Annotated in this window: 16 protein-coding genes; 7 read left to right on the top strand and 9 right to left on the bottom strand. The window is 37.3% G+C overall.

The annotated features are described in order from the left end of the window. Nucleotides 1-82: 82 nt before the first annotated feature. Both ABH968_RS05095 and ABH968_RS05090 read left to right on the top strand, forming a co-directional pair. On the top strand, nucleotides 83-2,395 hold the full coding sequence (locus tag ABH968_RS05095; RefSeq protein WP_370042951.1) for a YhgE/Pip family protein: 2,313 nt from the start codon (nucleotides 83-85) through the stop codon (nucleotides 2,393-2,395). 80 nt (nucleotides 2,396-2,475) lie between these two features. Beyond that, nucleotides 2,476-2,985, top strand: a complete 510-nt coding sequence (locus ABH968_RS05090; RefSeq protein ID WP_370042950.1) for a PCYCGC motif-containing (lipo)protein — start codon at nucleotides 2,476-2,478, stop codon at nucleotides 2,983-2,985. A 35-nt stretch (nucleotides 2,986-3,020) separates the two neighbouring features. On the opposite strand, the gene ABH968_RS05085 is transcribed toward ABH968_RS05090, so the two are convergent. Further along, nucleotides 3,021-3,560 carry a hydrolase gene (locus tag ABH968_RS05085; RefSeq protein ID WP_370042949.1) on the bottom strand — a complete coding sequence of 180 codons (540 nt, stop codon included), beginning with the start codon at nucleotides 3,558-3,560 and terminating at the stop codon, nucleotides 3,021-3,023. Nucleotides 3,561-4,187: 627 nt separating this feature from the next. Between ABH968_RS05085 and serC the strand changes: the two genes are divergently transcribed. Continuing rightward, on the top strand, nucleotides 4,188-5,276 hold the full coding sequence (gene serC, locus ABH968_RS05080; protein WP_370042948.1) for a 3-phosphoserine/phosphohydroxythreonine transaminase: 1,089 nt from the start codon (nucleotides 4,188-4,190) through the stop codon (nucleotides 5,274-5,276). Between the two features lie 539 nt (nucleotides 5,277-5,815). Here serC and ABH968_RS05075 read toward each other — a convergent pair. Genes ABH968_RS05075 through ABH968_RS05065 form a run of 3 tightly spaced genes read right to left on the bottom strand, consistent with a single transcriptional unit; the run spans nucleotide 5,816 to nucleotide 7,859 of the window. Then, nucleotides 5,816-6,238, bottom strand: a complete 423-nt coding sequence (locus ABH968_RS05075) for a Fur family transcriptional regulator (RefSeq protein ID WP_370042947.1) — start codon at nucleotides 6,236-6,238, stop codon at nucleotides 5,816-5,818. Continuing rightward, nucleotides 6,235-7,098 (bottom strand): metal ABC transporter permease, encoded by an 864-nt coding sequence (locus ABH968_RS05070; protein ID WP_370042946.1) that lies wholly within the window; start codon nucleotides 7,096-7,098, stop codon nucleotides 6,235-6,237. The genes ABH968_RS05075 and ABH968_RS05070 overlap by 4 nt, the downstream gene beginning before the upstream one ends. A 14-nt stretch (nucleotides 7,099-7,112) precedes the next feature. Further along, on the bottom strand, nucleotides 7,113-7,859 hold the full coding sequence (locus ABH968_RS05065; RefSeq protein WP_053484616.1) for a metal ABC transporter ATP-binding protein: 747 nt from the start codon (nucleotides 7,857-7,859) through the stop codon (nucleotides 7,113-7,115). Between the two features lie 229 nt (nucleotides 7,860-8,088). Here ABH968_RS05065 and ABH968_RS05060 point away from each other — a divergent pair, with 229 nt between their 5' ends. Continuing rightward, nucleotides 8,089-8,325, top strand: coding sequence for a Nif11 family protein (locus ABH968_RS05060; RefSeq protein WP_053484617.1), 237 nt, complete (start codon nucleotides 8,089-8,091; stop codon nucleotides 8,323-8,325). 51 nt (nucleotides 8,326-8,376) lie between these two features. Here the strand turns inward: ABH968_RS05060 and ABH968_RS05055 are convergent, their stop codons facing one another. Further along, nucleotides 8,377-9,270, bottom strand: a complete 894-nt coding sequence (locus tag ABH968_RS05055) for a deoxyribonuclease IV (protein ID WP_370042945.1) — start codon at nucleotides 9,268-9,270, stop codon at nucleotides 8,377-8,379. 12 nt (nucleotides 9,271-9,282) lie between these two features. Then, entirely contained in the window at nucleotides 9,283-10,584 is a 1,302-nt protein-coding gene (locus ABH968_RS05050) for a DEAD/DEAH box helicase (RefSeq protein ID WP_370042944.1), read from the bottom strand. Nucleotides 10,585-10,980: 396 nt separating this feature from the next. Here ABH968_RS05050 and ABH968_RS05045 point away from each other — a divergent pair, with 396 nt between their 5' ends. After that, nucleotides 10,981-12,036 (top strand): 2,3-butanediol dehydrogenase, encoded by a 1,056-nt coding sequence (locus ABH968_RS05045; protein WP_370042943.1) that lies wholly within the window; start codon nucleotides 10,981-10,983, stop codon nucleotides 12,034-12,036. 316 nt (nucleotides 12,037-12,352) lie between these two features. Here ABH968_RS05045 and kdpC read toward each other — a convergent pair whose 3' ends face one another. Genes kdpC through kdpA form a run of 3 tightly spaced genes read right to left on the bottom strand, consistent with a single transcriptional unit; the run spans nucleotide 12,353 to nucleotide 16,777 of the window. Then, complete coding sequence (kdpC, locus tag ABH968_RS05040) at nucleotides 12,353-12,991, bottom strand: potassium-transporting ATPase subunit KdpC (RefSeq protein ID WP_370042942.1); 639 nt, start codon at nucleotides 12,989-12,991, stop codon at nucleotides 12,353-12,355. An 11-nt stretch (nucleotides 12,992-13,002) separates the two neighbouring features. After that, nucleotides 13,003-15,066 (bottom strand): potassium-transporting ATPase subunit KdpB, encoded by a 2,064-nt coding sequence (gene kdpB, locus ABH968_RS05035; RefSeq protein WP_370042941.1) that lies wholly within the window; start codon nucleotides 15,064-15,066, stop codon nucleotides 13,003-13,005. Between the two features lie 16 nt (nucleotides 15,067-15,082). Then, entirely contained in the window at nucleotides 15,083-16,777 is a 1,695-nt protein-coding gene (kdpA, locus tag ABH968_RS05030; RefSeq protein WP_370042940.1) for a potassium-transporting ATPase subunit KdpA, read from the bottom strand. A 375-nt stretch (nucleotides 16,778-17,152) separates the two neighbouring features. Between kdpA and ABH968_RS05025 the strand changes: the two genes are divergently transcribed. Together ABH968_RS05025 and ABH968_RS05020 are read left to right on the top strand one after the other, a co-directional pair. Then, nucleotides 17,153-19,870, top strand: a complete 2,718-nt coding sequence (locus ABH968_RS05025; RefSeq protein ID WP_370042939.1) for an ATP-binding protein — start codon at nucleotides 17,153-17,155, stop codon at nucleotides 19,868-19,870. Nucleotides 19,871-20,017: 147 nt separating this feature from the next. Then, nucleotides 20,018-20,722 carry a response regulator transcription factor gene (locus ABH968_RS05020; protein ID WP_370042938.1) on the top strand — a complete coding sequence of 235 codons (705 nt, stop codon included), beginning with the start codon at nucleotides 20,018-20,020 and terminating at the stop codon, nucleotides 20,720-20,722. Nucleotides 20,723-20,758: the final 36 nt, after the last annotated feature.

Below are 20,758 nucleotides of genomic sequence, written 5' to 3'. Positions count from 1 at the left end.
TTTTTCCATAATTCAAACATAATTTGGCCCAAGTTTGGGAACATACATATAGAATGCTTAATACGAATGTGGGGTGGTTAATATGAAACACACTATCCAAAATGTTTTTCAAATTTATAAACGTGATATCCATAATATCTTAACAAACTGGGTAGTTGCTGTCATTATTGGTGGGCTTATTTTTTTACCTTCTCTTTACGCTTGGCTAAATATCTATGCCTCTATGGATCCCTACGCTCATACAGCCAACATGAAAATTGCTATTGTTAATGAAGACACAGGAGCAAATGTTAGAGGAGAGGATATTAATGTCGGTAACGAGGTAGTAGACACTTTAGGTACCAATCAAAACTTTACTTGGGATTTTACCTCTCATGAACAAGCCATTGATAATTTAAAAAACGGTAACTATTTTGCGGTTATTGTTGTCCCTAGTGATTTTTCTCAAAAACTAACCTCCATCCTGTCAAATGTGCCTACTAAAGCGCATATCGACTATTATGTAAATGAAAAAATAAATCCCATCGCACCCAAAATTACAAGTAAAGGTGCTAGTGGCCTAACGCAACAAGTTTCTAGCGAGTTTATTTCAACTGTCAATGGTACACTTTTTTCTATTTTTAATACGATCGGTGTTGAAATGGAAAGAGAAATTCCAGACTTCAGAAAGTTTGAAAACTATATTTTTACAATCGAACATCATCTCCCAGATATTGAAACATATTTAGCGCAAACTGCCAAAGGTGGGAAAGAAGCTGAAACATTACTAAACCATACAATTACCCAAGTTCCTGAGGTTGAAAAATTAACAAATGATGGTCTTACAACTATCCATCAAGGTTTAACATTGATTAATGAAGCTGATACACTGTTCAACCAGCTATCCCCTATCATTAAAAAAGATCTAGAAGCTGTACAAAATATTGCTCAACGATTTACAGATATAATAGGGAAGCTACAAAATACTAATGTGGATTCAGCTACCATTGCACAAATAAAGGAGACGATTAAAAATCAGCTGGATGCATCTCGCGAGAAAGTAAATACTAGTATCCAAACACTTGAAGCACTTCAAAAATTAACACAAGCTGATGCTTCGACTCGTAAACAGCTTGAAAACAAGGTGCAAAACATCCTGACAGCCCTACAGCAAAGCAATTCTGAAGATGTTAAGACTTTGCTAACGAATAATAAAATTATTGAACAACTTGAAGCTATTCGTGGAGATTTACAGGCAAATCCTAGTTTAACCGATTATTCTTTAAGCTCTTTAACAGCACTAAATCAGCTAAATACATTACTAACAGACGTCTCAACTAAAGTACAGCAGTTAAATAATATTGATGTCGAAACGATAAAAAAAGATCTGGCAGATGTTCAAAATGTTGCACAAAATGCTTCTAACAATCTTCAGCAATTTCTTACGCATTATAACGATAAGCTAGAGCCACAAATTCATACGACCTTGTCTTCTGCGAAAAATACGTTAACAAATGCTTCAACTATGCTAACGAATGTAAAAAGTTTTCTGCCTCAAGCAACAGATCGTTTAACCAATGCTAAAAATATGTTAGCAACAGCTAATAAGACAATTGGTACCGTACAATCAAATTTCCCTGCTTTAAGTACAAAAATTAAGGCTCTTGCAGACAAGCTGAGAAAATTAGAAAGTGAAGCTGATATTTCTGAAATCGTTCAATTATTGAAAAACGACGTTAATGCTGAGCGGGATTTCTTTGAGGAGCCTATTAAGCTTCAGGAACATAGAATGTTTCCAATTGCTAATTATGGAACAGCCATGACACCGTTTTACACTGTGCTTTCCATCTGGGTTGGTTGTTTATTATTAATTTCTCTTTTATCTGTAGATATTCACGATAATCATCAATACAGTATTCGCCAAATATACTTTGGACGTTTATTAACATTTGCAACTTTTTCATTTATTCAAACGCTCATTATTACAATAGGAGATATTGTTCTTTTAGATGGATCCATTAGTGCTCCTTACTTCTTTATTCCATTTGGGCTATTTATTAGCTTAGTGTTCATTACAGTAGTCTATACGCTAGTATCCGTATTCGGAAATGTTGGAAAAGCGTTAGCCATTGTCATGTTAGTGCTGCAAATTGCTGGTTCGGGTGGCACATATCCCGTAGAATTACTACCTAAGTTTTTCCAAATGATAAATCCATTTCTTCCTTTCACTTATGCAATTGGAATGATGCGAGAGGCAGTTGGTGGTATTATTTGGTCAAAGGTATGGATTGATCTTGCCTTTTTATCTTTCTTCTGGCTCATTTTCATTCTATTTGGTGTCTTCTTAAAAAAATTACTGAGTGAGAAAATGGAACTTTTCATGAACAAAACACGCGGATTAGATATATTTCATTAATTTTCACTTGCGCTTCCTGTAAATGTTTAAGTGCACGATGTTATAATGGAAGTATTGTAAACATGTAGGAGGCGCTTTTGTTGAAAAAACTTCTATCAATTTTTGTTTTGTCGTTATTCGTGTTAAGTGCTTGTGGTGTAGATAAACAGGTTGTTGAAAAAAAGCAGAATGAAGCACAAAAAGAAGCTTCACATGAAGAACATGGACATGCTTCTGGAGATATTCAAGAGGAAACAGCATCTGCTGATGTTTTACCATCGTTTTTAGATAATAAATCAGAAGATATTCGCTTAGTGTATCAAATTGCTGGACAGTCTACAGAAGTTTTAGAGTGGATACCATGCTATTGTGGATGTGGTGAATCAGCTGGACATAAAAGCAATTTAAACTGCTTTATTCAGGAAAAGCGCGAGGTTGGCACAATCGTCTGGGATGATCACGGTACCCGTTGTCTCGTTTGCTTAGAGATTGCTGTACAGTCTGCAAAAATGCATAAAGACGGTATGAGCCTGAAAGAAATTCGTCAAACAATTGATGAGACTTATAAAGAAGGGTACGCAAAACCAACACCGACTGATATGCCTGCTTAATAACAAAAAACTCATCTTTATGATGAGTTTTTTTGTTATTTAACGAGTTGTAGCACCGTTTTAAAATGTGGATGATCTGCACGTTGTAGTAACTCGTATAAAATCATTTCCACACTCGTTGGTAAAATTCCAAGTGCTTTCATCTTCTCTAGCCCGATCTCTTTATTGGCCTTAGTACGAGAGGACACTGCATCTGCAACAACTTCAACTTCAAACCCTTGTTCTTTTAGCTGTCGGGCTGTTTGGTAGACACAAATATGTGTTTCGATACCTGTCAAGATAAATTGAGAACGACCACTTGCCTTCAATGCATCGACAAACTCTTGGTCCTGGCACGCACTAAAAGCCATTTTAGCAATAGGTTGTTGACCTTGAATATGCTGAGCAATATTTAACGCAGTCCCACCTAAACGACTAGGATTTTGCTCGAGCCATAAAATAGGTACATCCAATGCTTGCATAGCTTGTACCAGCTTGGCCACATTTTCAATCACCGCTTCACTTTCATCAACAATTGTCGCTAACTTCCCTTGTACATCGACGACAACTAAACACGCTTCTTCTATTGTAAACATTTAAAACACCCCTTCTATCCGTTTTCACAATTCATTATACCGAAAGTTACTTGTTTATGTGGTAGGTTAGAAAAATTTCGTCCATCTAACTTTATCAGTCCTAGAAAAGCAGTCAATGTTGGCTGTTTTTTGTGTTCCTTTCTCCCTACCTAACTATCCCTTCTCAATGTATTAAACTATACCCTATAAGAGCATAGACTACACCCGCGAAAAGCGTCCTTCTGGAGTGGAATGTACAAGTGAGATAGGAGAAATTCCATTTAAATAAACACGAACATTTTATGATTCCACTGTTTAAGCAATGTGTAAATCACGAAACATCAACTCATTTATGTACATCCACTTTTCAGTTCGTTCGTATTTAAACTAAAAACGCAATTATAAATTTTACCTCAATTGTGTACATTTTGTTGCGTGCCCGTCATTATTCTGCTTGAATAGTGAGAATTTTATTTTTTCTCTTGAAAATTGAGTTATAATCCAGTAAAGTGCTTTTATCGGTCAGTATTCCACTTAATCTATTATCTATAAATGAAAAAAGTTAGCTAGATGACTATGAATTGATTGTAAAAGCCCGATAGATTCAATAAGTTTAACCTTATAAAACCAAACAAGGAGTGTACCACTTTGACACAACGTGCATACAATTTTAACGCAGGCCCTTCTGCCCTACCACTAGAAGTATTAGAAAAAGCCCAACAACAATTAGTAAACTTCCGTGACTCAGGCATGTCAATTATGGAAATGAGCCACCGCAGTGCCATTTTCGATGAAGTACATAATGAAGCAATTGCTTTATTAAAAAAGCTTTATGCTATCCCAGAAAACTATGAAGTCCTTTTCCTACAAGGTGGAGCTAGTCTTCAATTTACTATGATACCGATGAACTTCCTACAAGCAGATCAAAAAGCAAGCTATGTATTATCAGGTTCATGGTCTGAAAAAGCATTCAAAGAGGCTAAATTATTTGGTACGCCCGTAGAAGCCGCTAGTACAAAAGAAAATCAATATCGCAATATCCCAGCTTTAGCAGACATTCAATTCAATGAAGAGGATGCATATTTGCATATCACTTCAAACAATACGATTTACGGTACACAATGGAAGGAATTCCCTGAAACAGGTAATGTACCGTTAGTTGCGGATATGTCTAGTGATATTCTTTCTAAACCAGTCGATGTAAGTAAATTTGGTCTTATTTATGCAGGGGCTCAAAAAAACCTTGGTCCATCTGGTGTAACAGTAGTCATTATTCGCAAAGATTTATTAGAGAAAGCGAATGTAAATATTCCTACAATGCTTAAATATTCAACTCATGCTGACAGCAACTCTTTATACAATACACCTCCAACTTTTGGTATCTATATGTTAGGTGAAGTATTAAAATGGGTAGAATCAAAAGGCGGCGTTGCTGAAATTGCCAAGCATAATGAGTTAAAAGGAAAAGTAATTTATGATGCTATTGACAATAGCAACGGATTCTATAAAGGTCATGCAACACCTGAAAGCCGTTCTTTAATGAACATCACTTTCCGTGTTGCTGATGAAGAGCTTGAAAAGCAATTCCTTGCAGAAGCAAAAGCAGCAGGATTTGTTGGACTTAATGGACATCGTTCTGTAGGCGGCTGCCGTGCTTCTACTTATAACGCTGTACCGTTAGAGACTTGTGAAGCATTACGTGACTTTATGGTAGAATTCCAACAAAAACATCAATAATAATCTATTTCGCCTTGGCGTAATTGCGTCCGGAGGCTTTAGGCCAGCACGAAGTTGGTCACTCAGTCATTGCCACAGGACGTGGCGTTCTTAGACGGAGTTCCTCTATTTCAGTAAGTGATTGGATACCCACTGAAAAGGGGCCACACATTCGCATCCATCTTCACCTTCAGAGATGGGACCCTTTTACTGAATGAAGATAAAAAGACGAATGATTTACTTAACGTAATCATTCGTCTTTTTAATTTGCGGAAGAAGACAAATACACGTGAAGCAGCAAATACCTTTTATTCAATATGAAAGGAAATAAATCTTTTTAAATGCCTAGCGGACATATTACCAATCTCTTTTCACTCAAAAATCATAGATTATTAGAGTGAGTCACAATAATAGTTGGTGAAGGCCTTTGTAACCTGATACACCTGCAATAACTCTAACATTGAAGCTACTTAGAAAAACATAGTTATTATTAAAGGGGTAGTTCCAAGTGAAACCTCACTTGAAACTACCCCTTTCTTCAAATATTGTTATGTCAGATTTTACAAAGTTTCATGCTTACACTCTGGACATTTACCATAGATCTCAAATTTATGATTTTCAATTTCATAGTCTGGTAGCTTTTCTCCAAGCATTTCCATAGGGCAGAGATTTAGCTCCTTAACATTGCCGCAATCCATACAAATAAAATGATGGTGATGATGTTCAGACTCACAATGCATACGGAAATTTCGCTCCCCAGATAACTCAGTTTCCTCCAATATTCCTAGCTTCACAAACGTTGCAAGGTTGCGATATATCGTATCGAAACTCATACCTGGAAAATCTTTTTTCAAAACATCTAATAAGTCTCGAGCAGTTAGATATTTATCTGTTGCTGCAAACATATCTAATATTAACTCCCGCTTATCTGTTTTTTTAAAGCCGTTTTCTTTTAAAATTTCCCACGCTCTAGAAATATTCACTGCGCTACCTCCTCCCGTTTTGTAGCCATTTTAAATACTATTTTCTTCACTAGTATAACAAGTAACAAAATTAAGATAGAAGTGACGACAATTGTACCACCAGGTGCTAAATCTAAATAAAAGGCACTGACTAAACCGATTAACACAGCCGCTTCGCCAAAGACAATTGCATAGATGATTGTTTGCTTAAAGCCCTTTGCAAGTCGCATTGCGGCAGCCACTGGTAACGTCATAAGTGATGATACAAGTAAAATACCGACGATGCGCATACTTGCAGCAATAACAAGCGCTGTAACTATCATAAATAAGAGATGAATCCAACGTGCAGGCAGACCGCTAGCTTTTGCATATTCCTCATCGAAAGATAAAACAAAAAGTTCCTTAAAAAATATAAACAAAAAGATAATAACAACGACAGCAATTCCTACCACTACCCATAAATCCTGACGTGATACAGCTGACACTGAACCAAATAAATAGCTCATTAAATCCGTGCTAAAGCCACTTGCAAGCGAGATAAATATAGCACTAATACCAATCCCACCTGACATAATAATTGGAATGGCAAGCTCTTCATAGTGCTTATATAAACGTCTAAGACGCTCAATTAATATTGAACCGCTGACAGAGGCAAGTATGCCTAAGTAAATTGGATTTAGCATTGCCAAGGCTGTAACAGATTGACTGATATATAAGCTTCCCGCTATACCTGCCAGTGTCACATGTGATAAGGCATCTGCAATAAGTGAGAGCCTGCGAACGACAATAAAAACACCTAGCAGCGGTGCCAGTATGCCAATTAATAGCCCAGAGAAAAAGGCATTTTGTAAAAATTCATAGTTAAAAATTGCTTCGATCATTATGCCTTCTCCTTCTAGTGAATCTTTCTCACAGAATGGCCATACCATGCATCAAGCGCATCCTGGGAAATTGTATCAAATTCATTTTTGTAACCGTGGAAGTGGATGGTTTGATTTAAACATGCCACATGACTGATACGGTTCGATACTGTATCAACATCGTGTGTTACAAGAATCATTGTAATTCCCTGTTCCCGATTCAATTTCGCCAGCATATCATAAAATGACTGCACATTCTCATGATCAATGCCGACAGTTGGTTCATCTAATATTAATAGCCTCGGTTCACTAACTAATGCTCTTGCAATAAAGACACGTTGCTGTTGCCCACCAGATAACTCACCAATATTACGATTCATAAATGCTTCCATTCCAACAGCTTTTAATGCTTCTAACACTTTTTCCTTCGCATCTCGTCCAGGTCTTTTAAATAATCCTAATTTTTTGGATAATCCACTTTTCACTACTTCTTGGACGGTTGCTGGAAACCCTGAATTGAAGGCATTAGATTTTTGTGACACATACCCTATCCATTCACGATGCTTAAAAGTCGTACTTGGTTCACCAAATAGCTTTATTTCTCCAGACATTGGTTTTAGTAACCCTAAAATAATTTTTAATAATGTAGATTTCCCTGACCCGTTCGGACCGAGAAGTGCTAAAAAATCTCCCTCTTCTACACGGAAAGAGATATTTTTTAATACTTGCGTATAGTCATATTGAAATGACACGTTTTCAATATCAATTAATGATTTTTTCATGTATGTTCTCTTCTTTCTAATTCAAAATCATTACGATTTACAAGTTGTAAGTATAAATGAAAGTACAGTTTTTGTAAAGAAAATAAGATTGCTATTCTACTGTTAATATTTCAAGTTGTTATAGACATTGATTCTGACACATTAATGTGAAGGTTTTCATAGCTGTCACGACGTTCGCAAGAATGATTTTGTTTCAAGAAACTAAACAACTTTAAAAGGAGGATTAGCTTTGAGTATTCAATTTTTACAGCAATTAACACAAAGTAGTGATAAGGAAGTTGTTGCGATTGCACGTGCTGAAGGATTTGAAATTACTACTTCTGAAGTAAGAAAACTCCGGCCTTATTTGGAGCAATTCTCATTTACGTGGCTCTTTTTAGGTATTCCAAAAGATATTCTTGTAGAGGTTGAAGCTGTTTTAGGTAGAAAGCGTTCCAGACAACTAATTGCATTGTTTACGAAATAAAAGAAAGGCCCGAAAATCAGTCTTATGCTAGCTGATTTCGGGCTTTTTATTCTATCCTCTTAGAGCATCGATTAACTCTGGTTTAAACTCGCCATTACGAAGCATTTCAATTTCATGTTTATAAGGAGCCGATTTTGATTTGGCATCACTATTTAATGCAACATATGGTGTTTCTAGGATTTTAGGAATCTCCATTAATTGTGGATGATGCACAATATTTTTTAATGCATCAAAGCCAATATGACCGAAGCCAATATTTTCGTGACGGTCTTTTCCTGCACCACGGACATTTTTTGAATCATTGATATGCAGGACTTTGATACGATCAACACCTATTAGTTTATCAAACTCATTTAAAACGCCATCAAAATCTTCTACAATATTATAACCAGCGTCATGAGTATGGCATGTATCAAAGCAAACTGAAAGACGCTCATTATGTGTTACACCGTCTATAATTTTAGCAAGCTCTTCAAAGGAACGACCACATTCAGTTCCCTTCCCCGCCATTGTCTCTAATGCGATTTGTACAGGATACTCCTGTGACAACACTTCGTTTAAACCTTCAATAATCTTGGCAATACCTGCGTCTGCTCCCGCACCTACATGGGCACCTGGATGCAAAACAATTTGTGTTGCTTCCAACGCCGCTGTACGTTCGATTTCAGTTTGTAAAAAATCTACACCTAGACGGAAAGTTTCAGGTTTTTCTGTGTTCGCAATATTTATAATGTATGGAGCATGGACAACAATATTCGTCATACCATGCTCTTTCATGTATAGTAAGCCATTCATAATATTAAGGTCAGCAATTGCTTTACGACGAGTGTTTTGCGGTGCTCCTGTATAAATCATAAAGGTATTTGCCCCATATGAAAGGGCCTCTTTACTTGATCCGAGCAACATTTCTTTTCCGCTCATTGAAACATGTGATCCAAGTAGCATTTGAATGCCTCCTTATTTTTTACCGCGAGCTTTTAATCGACGTTCACGTTTTTTAACTTTTTCCATTTCCCATTTCATATTACGCTTGTAGCCTGGTTTTACTTTTTTCGGCTTACGCACTAATGCTTTTGCTTTCGCATCGATTTCATTTTCATGCTTCACACGATTTTTACGTGCATGGCGATCTTTTAGTTCAGACCATTCGCCATCTTTTACATCTTTTTGAACGAATGGAATGCCCATTTTCTCAACACGTACTACTGCATCCTCATCTGATGGCTCAAACAAAGTGATAGCAGTTCCTTTATTTCCTGCACGCGCTGTACGTCCCACACGATGAATAAAGAATTCTAAGTCCTCTGGAATTTCGTAGTTAATGACATGTGAAATTCCTTGAATATCGATACCACGCGCTGCAAGATCTGTTGCAACGATATATTGATAGTCCAACTCTCGAATTTGCTTCATCATCTTCTTACGATCACGTGGACTTAAATCACCATGTATTTGACCACAGCGAATCCCGTTTTCATTTAAGTAGCCTGCAACATGCTCTGCTGTTTTTCGTGTGTTGGTGAAAATTACCGCTAAAAATGGATTGATTCCTTCAATAACTTCCAACAGACGTTTGTTACGTGATTTAGAACGCACTGGTACAAGCACAAAGTCGATTCCTTCTGCGACTGGGCGTTTATCGTTCATATGGATATGAACAGGTGCTTCCATATATTTTTTTAAGAAAGGCTGAAGCTTTTCTGGAATTGTTGCTGAGAATACAAACATTTCAAGCTTTTCTGGCATTTGGGAAGCAAAACCATCGATTTCTTCTATGAAGCCCATATCGAAGGCTAAATCTGCCTCGTCGACAACTAACATTGACGTCGTATGCACAAATAACGCTTGCGCTGAAACTAGATCACGAATACGCCCTGGTGTCCCGACAACAATTTGTGGTTGCGTTTTTAACTTATCAATGGAGCGTTGTTTGTCTGTACCTCCAATAAATAGTTTCGCTTGAATAGTTGTTCCTTCTATTAATTGATTTAACGCATCAAAAATCTGTTGCGCAAGCTCACGTGTAGGTGACGTAATAACAGCTTGTACTTCCTGCTTGTCAGCATTAATTCGTTGTACAATCGGAATTAAAAAACTATGTGTTTTTCCCGTCCCTGTATGTGCTTGTCCGATTGCACTCTTGCCTTTTAAAAGTAACGGAATGATTTCCTTTTGAATCGGCGTTGGTTCTGTAAAGCCAAGTCTTGCAATTGCGTCCTGCAAAAATGGCTGAAAATTATAATCAGTATATTTTGACATAATTCGTTCCTCCTAACATCTTTCCCATTGTATCATGATTCAACTTGTAGGTATATTAACGTCCTATTATCTAAAGCATGAACATAATTTTATATTTTTATCATAACTGTAGCGAAGCCCTTATCAAAGTTACTCGAAATGCAGTAAATATGCAATAAATTTTGCCTTGGCGTAATTGCGTCCGACATGGAAAGCGCCCATTCGGAGCGAAAATCAACCTTTTTTAATACACTTTATTTTATATTTATTATTTTTTTGATAAGCTGAAGCGCTAAAATGCTGTTAAAAAAAGTAAAAAATTAGTTTTTTTCATGTCAATTTATTGTTAACTAATGCCTTGAAGAATTACCATATGTTACGATAAAAATGTAAGATACTAGAGGAGGTTGACTTATTATGAAAGCAGCAAGATGGTATAAAGCAAAAGACATCCGTGTAGAAAACATTGAAGAACCAGTAATTTCACCTGGAAAAGTAAAAATTAAAGTACATTGGACAGGGATTTGTGGTAGTGATTTACATGAGTACACAGCTGGTCCAATATTCATTCCAGTGGAACAACCTCACTATGTAAGTAAAGATATTGCGCCAATTGTTATGGGACATGAGTTCTCTGGTGAAGTAGTAGAAATTGGCGAAGGTGTTACAAAAGTACATGTAGGAGATCCTGTAGTTGTAGAACCTATTCTTGCATGTGGCGAATGTGCAGCTTGCAAAAAAGGAAAGTACAATATTTGTAAACACTTAGGGTTCCATGGTCTTTCTGGCGGTGGCGGAGGTTTCTCTGAATATACAATGGTAGATGAAAAAATGGTACACAAAATGCCAGAGGGTCTTTCCTATGAACAAGGTGCACTTGTTGAACCAGCGGCAGTAGCATTACATGCAGTTCGTCAAAGTAAACTAAAGGCTGGAGATACAGCAGCTGTCTTTGGTACTGGGCCAATCGGTCTTCTTGTAATCGAGGCATTGCGTGCAGCTGGAGCAGCCGAAATTTATGCGGTAGAGCTTTCAGCAGAGCGTGCTGCTAAAGCATTAGAGCTTGGTGCTACAGCAGTTATTAATCCTAAAGATGAGGATGCAGTAGCTCGTCTACATGAATTAACAAATGGTGGCGTAGATGTTGCATTTGAAGTAACAGGTGTTCCTGTAGTATTACAGCAAGCTATTGATTCTACAACATTTGAAGGAGAAACAATTATCGTTTCTATTTGGGAAACTGCCGCTTCTATTCTGCCTAACAATATTGTACTGACAGAGCGTTCTGTAAAAGGTATTATTGCTTATCGCGATATTTTCCCAGCCGTTATGGAATTAATGAAACAAGGCTATTTCCCTGCCGAAAAACTTGTTACGAAACGAATTGTTCTTGATGAAGTCGTAACAGAAGGCTTCGAGGCACTAATGAAAGAAAAAAATCATATTAAAATCCTTGTAAATTCACAAGCTTAATTTATTTATAGCGACAGGTAGAGAAAACTAAGAAGCTTTTCTCTACCTGTTTTTATTTGTTAAATTTTTATCCCTCTATTGCTCATCATCATAACGTAGGGTTGATTTCCGTTCCGACTGGGCGCTTTGTTGTTGCTGTCGCTACGCTTTCGCACAGAGCAAAGCTTCCTGGGGGCGTCCGATGAGCCGCTTCGCTTCGCTGCAGGGTCTCATCTGTGACGCTGATCCCCGAGGAGTCGCCCAGCCTCCACTCCAATCAACTTATATACATGGTAAACTTATTAACAAATGTCATCCCTAACTTTTGGTGATGAACCTATTTCTCATCCATTTTTTTCATAATATCTAGATTGGCTATTAGGTAGTTTACCCTATTTTCTCCAAAAGTTCCTAACGTACGTTTTTCTGTATTTGCTTCTATAATTTTTTCAATCTCATCCTTCGAAAGCCCACTTGCTTGGGCAATTCGTTCGACTTGTATTTCTGCAGCCTTCACACTAATATGTGGATCCAACCCTGAGCCTGAAGCGGTCATTAAATCAGCGGGTATGTCTTGTCGTTTTACGGCTGGGTTTGCTAGTAAAAAATTCTCAATATCTGCTTCTATCCGTTTCTTCAATTCTGGATTGGATGGTGCAAAGTTAAAAGTTCCAGAGCTAACACCACTATAGTTCACATGGCCATTTTCGTCTGGTATCGTATCCTCTTTCGTATAGACATTATAGTTAACAGATGAAACTCGCCCCCAGAAATATTCTGGTGTAGTAAAAGCTTGACCGATTAATTCTGAACCAACATCTTCACCATTCATTTCTATTAAACTGCCATTTGCTTTATGATGAAATAGCCCTTGAGCTAATGCAGTCACTGCAAACGGGTATATAAAACCACATAAAACGAACATTGTCATTGTGATGAGTAAAGCTTGCTTTGAGTTCTCAAAAAATTTTCGCATGTACTTTCCTCCTATAACCCAAACATATGGGATAGTGGTCCAACTAGTAAATCAATCAACTTAATGCCAATAAAGGGAGCGATAATCCCACCTACGCCATAAACAAGTAAGTTTTTATTTAATAATTTTGTAGCACTCATTGGCTCATACTTTACACCCTTCATTGCAATAGGTATTAATAGTGGTATAATCACTGCATTAAAAATTAAAGCAGAAATAATCGCACTTGATGGTGAATTGAGTTTCATAATGTTTAATGTCGCCATCTCTGGTACAGCGACCATAAGCATAGCTGGAATAATGGCAAAATACTTTGCGATATCATTTGCAATACTGAAAGTCGTTAACGCACCTCGCGTCATGAGCAACTGCTTCCCTATCTCTACAACTTCAATAATTTTAGTAGGATTTGAATCTAAATCGACCATGTTCGCAGCTTCCTTTGCAGCGTTCGTTCCCGAATTCATGGCAAGACCTACGTTAGCTTGCGCTAATGCGGGGGCATCATTCGTTCCGTCACCTGTCATAGCTACTACTTTCCCTAGTGCCTGCTCATCTTTAATAACTTGAATTTTGTCTTCTGGCTTACTTTCTGCAATAAAGCTGTCAACCCCCGCTTCCTTTGCGATGGCTGCTGCAGTTAGTGGATTATCTCCTGTACACATGATCGTTTTAATACCCATTGCTCGGAGCTGTTCAAAGCGCTCCTTGAGTCCGGCCTTTACGACATCCTTTAAGTAAATGACACCTAAAATTTTTTCGTTTAACGCTACTACTAGTGGTGTTCCGCCAACAGAAGATACTTGTTGAATCAGCTGTTCCAAATTTGTAGGAATGCTATGACCTGCGTTTATGCTCTCTTTTTTTATCGTATCATAGGCTCCTTTTCGAATTTTTGTGCCATCTTTCATATCTAAACCACTCATACGAGTCTGTGCGGTAAAAGGAATATGTTCACTTGACTTGATAATGTTTTCTTCATCGTCAGTATTCACTCCTAATTCACAAGCGAGTGACAAAATAGACTTTCCTTCAGGTGTATCATCCGTTAAAGAACTAAGCCATGCAGCTTGCATTAAATCTTTACTTTCCACCCCTTTTACTGGGAGAAATTCTGCTGCCATGCGATTTCCATAAGTAATAGTTCCAGTTTTATCTAAAATTAATGTATCTACATCTCCACACGCCTCCACGGCTCTCCCAGACATCGCAATGACATTAAACTGAGTAACTCTATCCATGCCTGCAATACCGATTGCCGACAATAATCCACCAATTGTTGTGGGAATTAAACAAACTGTAAGTGCAATTAACGTTGCGATAGAAATCGGTACATTTAAATAAGTTGTCATCGGATAGAGTGTCACAACAACTAATAAGAAAATAATCGTTAAGCTTACTAAAAGTGTATTGAGTGCTATCTCATTCGGCGTTTTTTTACGACTAGCTCCTTCGATGAGCGTGATCATTTTATCTAAAAATGATTCTCCAGGCATCGAGGTAATTTCGATCATCAGCCAATCACTCGTAACCGTCGTACCACCTGTAACTGATGAAAAATCTCCACCCCGCTCCTTTACAACAGGCGCTGATTCACCTGTTATCGCCGATTCATCCACAGTAGCAATTCCTTCAATGACTTCTCCATCATTCGGAATAACTTCTCCTGCCTGAACTAAAACAATATCGCCCTTTTTTAATTCATGTGCCTGTTTAAGTATTTCTGAGCCATCACTAAGTAAAACACGAGCCTGTGTAACTGTTTTTGTCTTTTTTAACGTTTGAACCTGTGCCTTTCCTCGTCCTTCAGCAATCGACTCAGCAAAGTTTGCAAATAGAATGGTTACAAAAAGAATGACAGCGACGATCGCATTATACAATCGATCATGTTCTCCTCCTCCGCTACTAAACATATTCGGAAAGAGGGTTAATAGCAGTACAAACATAAACCCTACTTCTACTACAAACATAACAGGATTTTTTAGCATATATAGTGGACTAAATTTCTTTAAAGCATCTAGAATCGAGCTTTTTAGCATATTGCCCGTCATCAAACCTTTTCTTGCTGTTTCCATAGGTGTCTCTCCTTATTTATGAATAAAGTTGTAAGTGCTCTGTAATTGGCCCGAGTGCTAATGCCGGTAAAAATGTAAGAGCACCAATCATTAAAACGATAGCAACAAGTAAAAATGTAAAAATAGTATTATCTGTTCTCAATGTTCCCACCGAATCACTGTGAAACATTTTTTTCGCAAGTAGAGACGCTATAGCTAGTTGAATAATGATCGTCAAATAACGTCCGAAGAACATTGCAAGCCCTGTCGTCACATTCCAAAATGTTGAGTTGTCAGCTAATCCTTCAAAACCTGAGCCATTGTTAGCAGAGGCAGATGCAAATTCATATAGAACTTGAGATAAACCATGTGCACCTGGATTCGTTATGGCTGCTACTCCTGACGGTGTTAGTACTGCAAGTGCTGAAAATAGCAAAATAATAGCAGGATGGATTAGAATACAAAGCGCAATTAGCTTCATTTCCTTCTCCTCAATTTTCTTACCTAAAAACTGAGGTGTTCGACCAATCATCAAACAGGCGATAAAAATTGTTAATAACACATACATCATCATGTTCATCAGGCCTACTCCCTTGCCTCCAAACACAACATTTAGCATCATATTAAACATAGGTACAAGACCACCAAGCGGCGTTAATGTATCATGCATATTGTTGACAGACCCAGTTGTAAAAGCAGTTGTCACTGTCGTAAATAACGCTGATTGTGCCACCCCAAAGCGCATCTCTTTTCCTTCCATACTTCCAAGCTCCTGTGCAATTCCGAGCTCACTAATGATCGGATTACCAGCTCTCTCCGCAACATACACCGTCACCAATCCAACTAGGAACAGCGCACTCATTGCCACAAAAATGGCTAGCCCTTGCTTTCCAAAGATGGTTTTCCTTTTTCCATATGCAACCATTAAACTAAATGCAACTACACAAGCACCTGGTAATAGCATCATAGATAGCATTTCCACAATATTAGAAATGACCGTTGGGTTTTCGAAAGGTGTTGTTGAATTCGCCCCATTAAAGCCACCACCATTTGTTCCTATATGCTTGATAGATTCAAGAGAAGCTACAGGTCCAAGTGCAATATCTTGTAATTTACCTTCTATTGTTTGTACCGTTTTATTCGCACTTAAGGTTTGTGGTGAACCTTGAGATACTAAAATAATGGCAACGACAATAGATATAGGCATTAACACACGTGTGATAACACGCACAAAATCCACGAAGAAATTACCAATAGTGTCGGTTTTAGCAACGAGACGACGGCAGAACGCCATACAAGCCGCATAACCAGTAGCTGCAGATGTAAACATCATAAAGATAATGATTAGCATCTGTGATAAATAACTTAGTCCTGATTCGCCACTATAGTGCTGAAGATTTGTATTCGTCATAAATGAAATAATGGTATTAAACGAAAGTGTTGCTTCCATATTGTCAATATCATTTGGGTTTAAAAACAACATTGCTTGAATTCGTAAAAGAACATATCCAATAAACACCATAAAGGCATTCGACAAAATTAATGAGAGAATATACTGTTTACCAGTCATGTCTCCTTGCTTAATGCCGCATAACTTATAAATAACTGCATCAAATCTATCCATTATTGGATCAAGCCATGTTTTTTGTTGCATTGTCACCCGAAATAGATAGTGACCAGTTAAAATAACGATTGGTAAAGAAATAATTAATACGATGGCGATTTGCCACATACCACAATACCTCCTACAAGCCTATTAATAGTTTTCAGGATAAAGTAATGCATGCCCTAGATAACCAAAAAGGAACACAAGTACAATCCCCATAACAATCGACATTTTTTATTCCTCCTTACTTTTCATCGACTAACTTGAAGCACCAAGCTGTTAATGCATATAGACATGTAAAGCTTATAATGAGTAAGCCAATCATATAAAAGTCCATCAATCGAAACACCCCTTCTCTAATTTGGATGCTCTCATCATACTAACTTTCAAATTAATGTAGTGTTAGGAAATCGCTTTTTCTATTAAGAAACTATAAAGAGGGAAAATCTTAATACTTTCTTAATGGAAGATAACGCTATAATACAAATGAGGTGAAAGAGGATGGAAAATACACGTCCAACTCCAGAGACGTTTTTAGCGAGGCTTCAACAAGAGGAACAATTTATAGGGAAGCTAAAGATCTTTCTTGGTTATGCTGCTGGAGTAGGTAAAACTTATGCAATGCTAGATGCAGCACATCAAGCACAAAAACTTGGTAAAGATGTGGTAGTTGGCTATGTAGAACCACATCCTCGTCCAGATACGTTAGCTTTACTCGAGGGACTTGAGCAAATTCCTACGAAAAAAATAATTTATAAAGGGAAACCTTTTCAGGAATTAGATATTGATGAAGTACTTAAGCGCAAACCGGAAATTGTCATTATTGATGAATTGGCACATACCAATGTTCCAACGATGCGTCACAAGAAACGTTTTGGAGATGTAGAGGAATTACTTGCAAAGGGTATTCATGTCTATACAACCGTAAATATTCAACATATTGAAAGCCTACACGATATAGTAGAAGAAATAACCGGGATAAAAGTACGAGAGCGTATTCCAGATTATTTAATTGATCAAGCCGCACAAATAAAAATTGTCGATATTGAACCAGATGAGTTGATCCAGCGCCTACTAGAAGGCAAAATTTATATAAGACAACAAGCTGAAAAAGCGTTGCAATCTTTTTTTCGTAAACAAAATTTAGTATCGCTTCGAGAAATTGCACTACGGAGAGCTGCTGATACAATTAACTATAAGCAGGTAAACAGCGACGAATCTATTAAGCATCATGTACAAATCGAAGAGCATTTACTTGTTGGTATTAGTAGCTCTCCTACAAATGCCAAGGTTATTCGAACTACTGCGCGACTAGCGCAGGCATTACATGGGAAATTTACAGCTCTTTACGTTCAAAACGTCCAAGAGCATATTAGGAATAACGCAAATTCTGAACGACTTCAGCAGCATATAAAGCTTGTTGAACAGCTTGGCGGCCATGTCGTAATTGTTCAAGAAGATGATGTAGCTGCTGCTCTTGCCAACTATGCACAAATTAGTGGTGTCACCAAATTAGTCATCGGTAGAACTAGCATGAGAAAAAAATGGTGGCGACCAAACACCAAAATTAGTGATCGACTCAACGAATTTGTGCCGAATTTAGCCATACATATAGTCCCAGATCAGGAAAATGAACAATTCTACTTCCCTACTGTAAAAAATAAGCTGTCATTTGAATGGCTTGACTTATTAAAAATGGCTATAGTGTTTGGCATAGTATCAGTTGTTGGGCTATATTTTTACACAATTGGTGTCAGCGACTCGAACATTATCACTATCTACATTTTAGGTGTTTTAATTCTTGCCATTTGGTCATCAGGATGGATGATGAGCATTATTAGCTCCATCATAGCAGTACTACTTTTTAATTATTTTTTTACAGAACCACGATTTTCATTTAACGCCTATCATCGCGACTATCCGATAACCTTTGTGATCATGTTCCTTTCAGGAGTGATTACAAGTAGCTTAACGAAAAAAATAAAGGAGCAAACCATTGTAGCTGTTCGTAAATCTTATCGAATGGAGGTGCTCCTTGATACAAATCGTAGGCTTCAACATGCTAAGTCAATAGAAGAAATTATTACTGAAGGCATGTCACAAATCGTTAAATTAGTAGAAAAACCAGTACAATTTTTTGAAATAGAAAATAACTTAATTGTGAACTCTATTTTTTTCCGTACCGAGAGCATATCTAGTATTGAAAATAAGAAGATAGCATCCCTTTTTGAGAATCCGAATGAGCATGGTGTAGTAAGCTGGGTTATCAATAATAAGCATGTAGCAGGGGTATCCACTGATATATTTCCTGAAGTGAATGCCTACTATTTACCGGTTATTTCAAATGGGCGTGTTAAAGGCGTTATTGGTATTGCCCTGTCAAAGCAATCACCATTACCTGCATTTGAGCGTAATATTTTGCATGCCATTATTAATGATTTTTCATTCGCACTTGATAAATGGTATTTACAAAAACTCAATGCAGAAGTAGCTAGAGAAGCTGAAATGGAACAGATGCGAGCAAACCTTTTGCGCGCCGTTTCTCATGATTTAAGAACACCACTAACTGCTATTTCCGGTAATGCAGATATATTACTATCTAATGCACCTCAAATTCGTGAGGATGAAAAAAGCAAAATATATGAGGATATTTATAAAAATTCGAAATGGCTTGTACAAATGGTTGAAAACTTACTTGCTGTGTCTAAGTTAGAAGATGGACAATTTGCAATGGAGATGCAATTAGAACTTGTAGAAGATATTATTCAAGAGGCACTCACGCATGTTGTTCGTTTAAACAATACACATGAAATATCCTATCATATTGAACCAGAATTTTTATTTGCTGTAATGGATGCACGACTGATTATTCAAGTTCTAATTAATATTATTGATAATGCATTGACTTACACACCATCAGGTAGTGTTATTACTATAAAGGTCAATGAATCTGAACGGTTCGTACACTTTAGCATTGCAGATAACGGACCTGGCATTGATGATGCTATAAAAAACTGCCTTTTTGAGCCATTTACTACCGGAAAAGTACAGCGCACCGATAGTCGAAGAGGCTTGGGTTTAGGCTTAGCGCTATGTCAAACAATTTTAAAATTACATGAGAGTGAAATAACAGTTTCAGATAATAAACCAAAAGGAACGATATTTAAGTTTTCACTGAAAAAAAGTTCATTACCAAAAATTAGGGATGACCTATATTAAATTGGAGTGGAGCTTGGGCAGTTTCTCGGGATCAGTGTCATAGATGGGACTCTAATCAGACGTCCCTATGATGTAAACGACCAATTGGAATAGAAATCCCTCCACTCACGTTCTGGGGATGCGCTGAAAAAGGAGTAGTGAAATTCGATGAGTAAACGAATTCTAGTAGTAGAAGACGATGTAGCCATTGGTAATTTAATTAAAATGACATTAGCAACTCAGCAGTATGAATTCGACATTGCACGAGATGGAAATAGTGCTCTACAAAAGGCTCTTGCTATGAATCCAGACGTTATTATTTTGGATTTAGGACTACCAGACATAGACGGTGTAGAGCTTATAACGAAAATTAGAAGCTGGACTCAAACACCAATTATCGTAGTTAGTGCACGAGGCGAAGAGCACGATAAAATCAATGCTTTAGATGCTGGTGCAGACGATTATGTTACAAAGCCTTTCAGTGTTGAAGAGCTATTAGCCCGAATTCGAGTAGCTTTGAGAAGAATGTCTTTTGAGCATCAGCTAGAAAATGAATCTTCTATTTTTGTAAATGGTCATTTACAAATAAACTACGCGGCAAATACAGTGTTTGTAAATGGGAAAGAAGTTCATTTGACACCTATTGAATATAAGCTCTTGGTTATTTTATCAAAACATGTCGGTAAAGTTTTAACGCATAATTTTATTTTAAAGGAAGTTTGGCACAACGCACTTCAATCGGATGTTCCAAGTCTAAGGGTTTTTATGGCTACTCTTCGAAAAAAAATAGAGAACAATCCAGCTAACCCAAAGTTAATCCAGACACATGTCCGCGTTGGGTATAGAATGCTTCGTTGTCACGATGAAGAATAAGGTTTGATCTTACTTTAACTCTGCTATTCCAATACT

It is taken from the genome of Lysinibacillus sp. RC79 (genome assembly GCF_041262405.1).
Classification (GTDB): Bacteria; Bacillota; Bacilli; order Bacillales_A; family Planococcaceae; genus Lysinibacillus.
The sequence above is the reverse complement of the archived record's forward strand: the minus strand, read 5'-3'. Positions and strand labels throughout refer to the sequence as shown.

Bases quoted from the DNA above. Each gene is read 5' to 3' on its own strand.
- kdpA (WP_370042940.1), bottom strand. From the start codon at position 16,777: ATGTGGCAAATCGCCATCGTATTAATTATTTCTTTACCAATCGTTATT.
- kdpB (WP_370042941.1), bottom strand. From the start codon at position 15,066: ATGGAAACAGCAAGAAAAGGTTTGATGACGGGCAATATGCTAAAAAGC.
- ABH968_RS05050 (WP_370042944.1), bottom strand. From the start codon at position 10,584: ATGTCAAAATATACTGATTATAATTTTCAGCCATTTTTGCAGGACGCA.
- kdpC (WP_370042942.1), bottom strand. From the start codon at position 12,991: ATGCGAAAATTTTTTGAGAACTCAAAGCAAGCTTTACTCATCACAATG.
- ABH968_RS05065 (WP_053484616.1), bottom strand. From the start codon at position 7,859: ATGAAAAAATCATTAATTGATATTGAAAACGTGTCATTTCAATATGAC.
- ABH968_RS05070 (WP_370042946.1), bottom strand. From the start codon at position 7,098: ATGATCGAAGCAATTTTTAACTATGAATTTTTACAAAATGCCTTTTTC.
- ABH968_RS05045 (WP_370042943.1), top strand. From the start codon at position 10,981: ATGAAAGCAGCAAGATGGTATAAAGCAAAAGACATCCGTGTAGAAAAC.
- ABH968_RS05020 (WP_370042938.1), top strand. From the start codon at position 20,018: ATGAGTAAACGAATTCTAGTAGTAGAAGACGATGTAGCCATTGGTAAT.
- ABH968_RS05025 (WP_370042939.1), top strand. From the start codon at position 17,153: ATGGAAAATACACGTCCAACTCCAGAGACGTTTTTAGCGAGGCTTCAA.
- ABH968_RS05055 (WP_370042945.1), bottom strand. From the start codon at position 9,270: ATGCTACTTGGATCACATGTTTCAATGAGCGGAAAAGAAATGTTGCTC.
- ABH968_RS05085 (WP_370042949.1), bottom strand. From the start codon at position 3,560: ATGTTTACAATAGAAGAAGCGTGTTTAGTTGTCGTCGATGTACAAGGG.
- ABH968_RS05095 (WP_370042951.1), top strand. From the start codon at position 83: ATGAAACACACTATCCAAAATGTTTTTCAAATTTATAAACGTGATATC.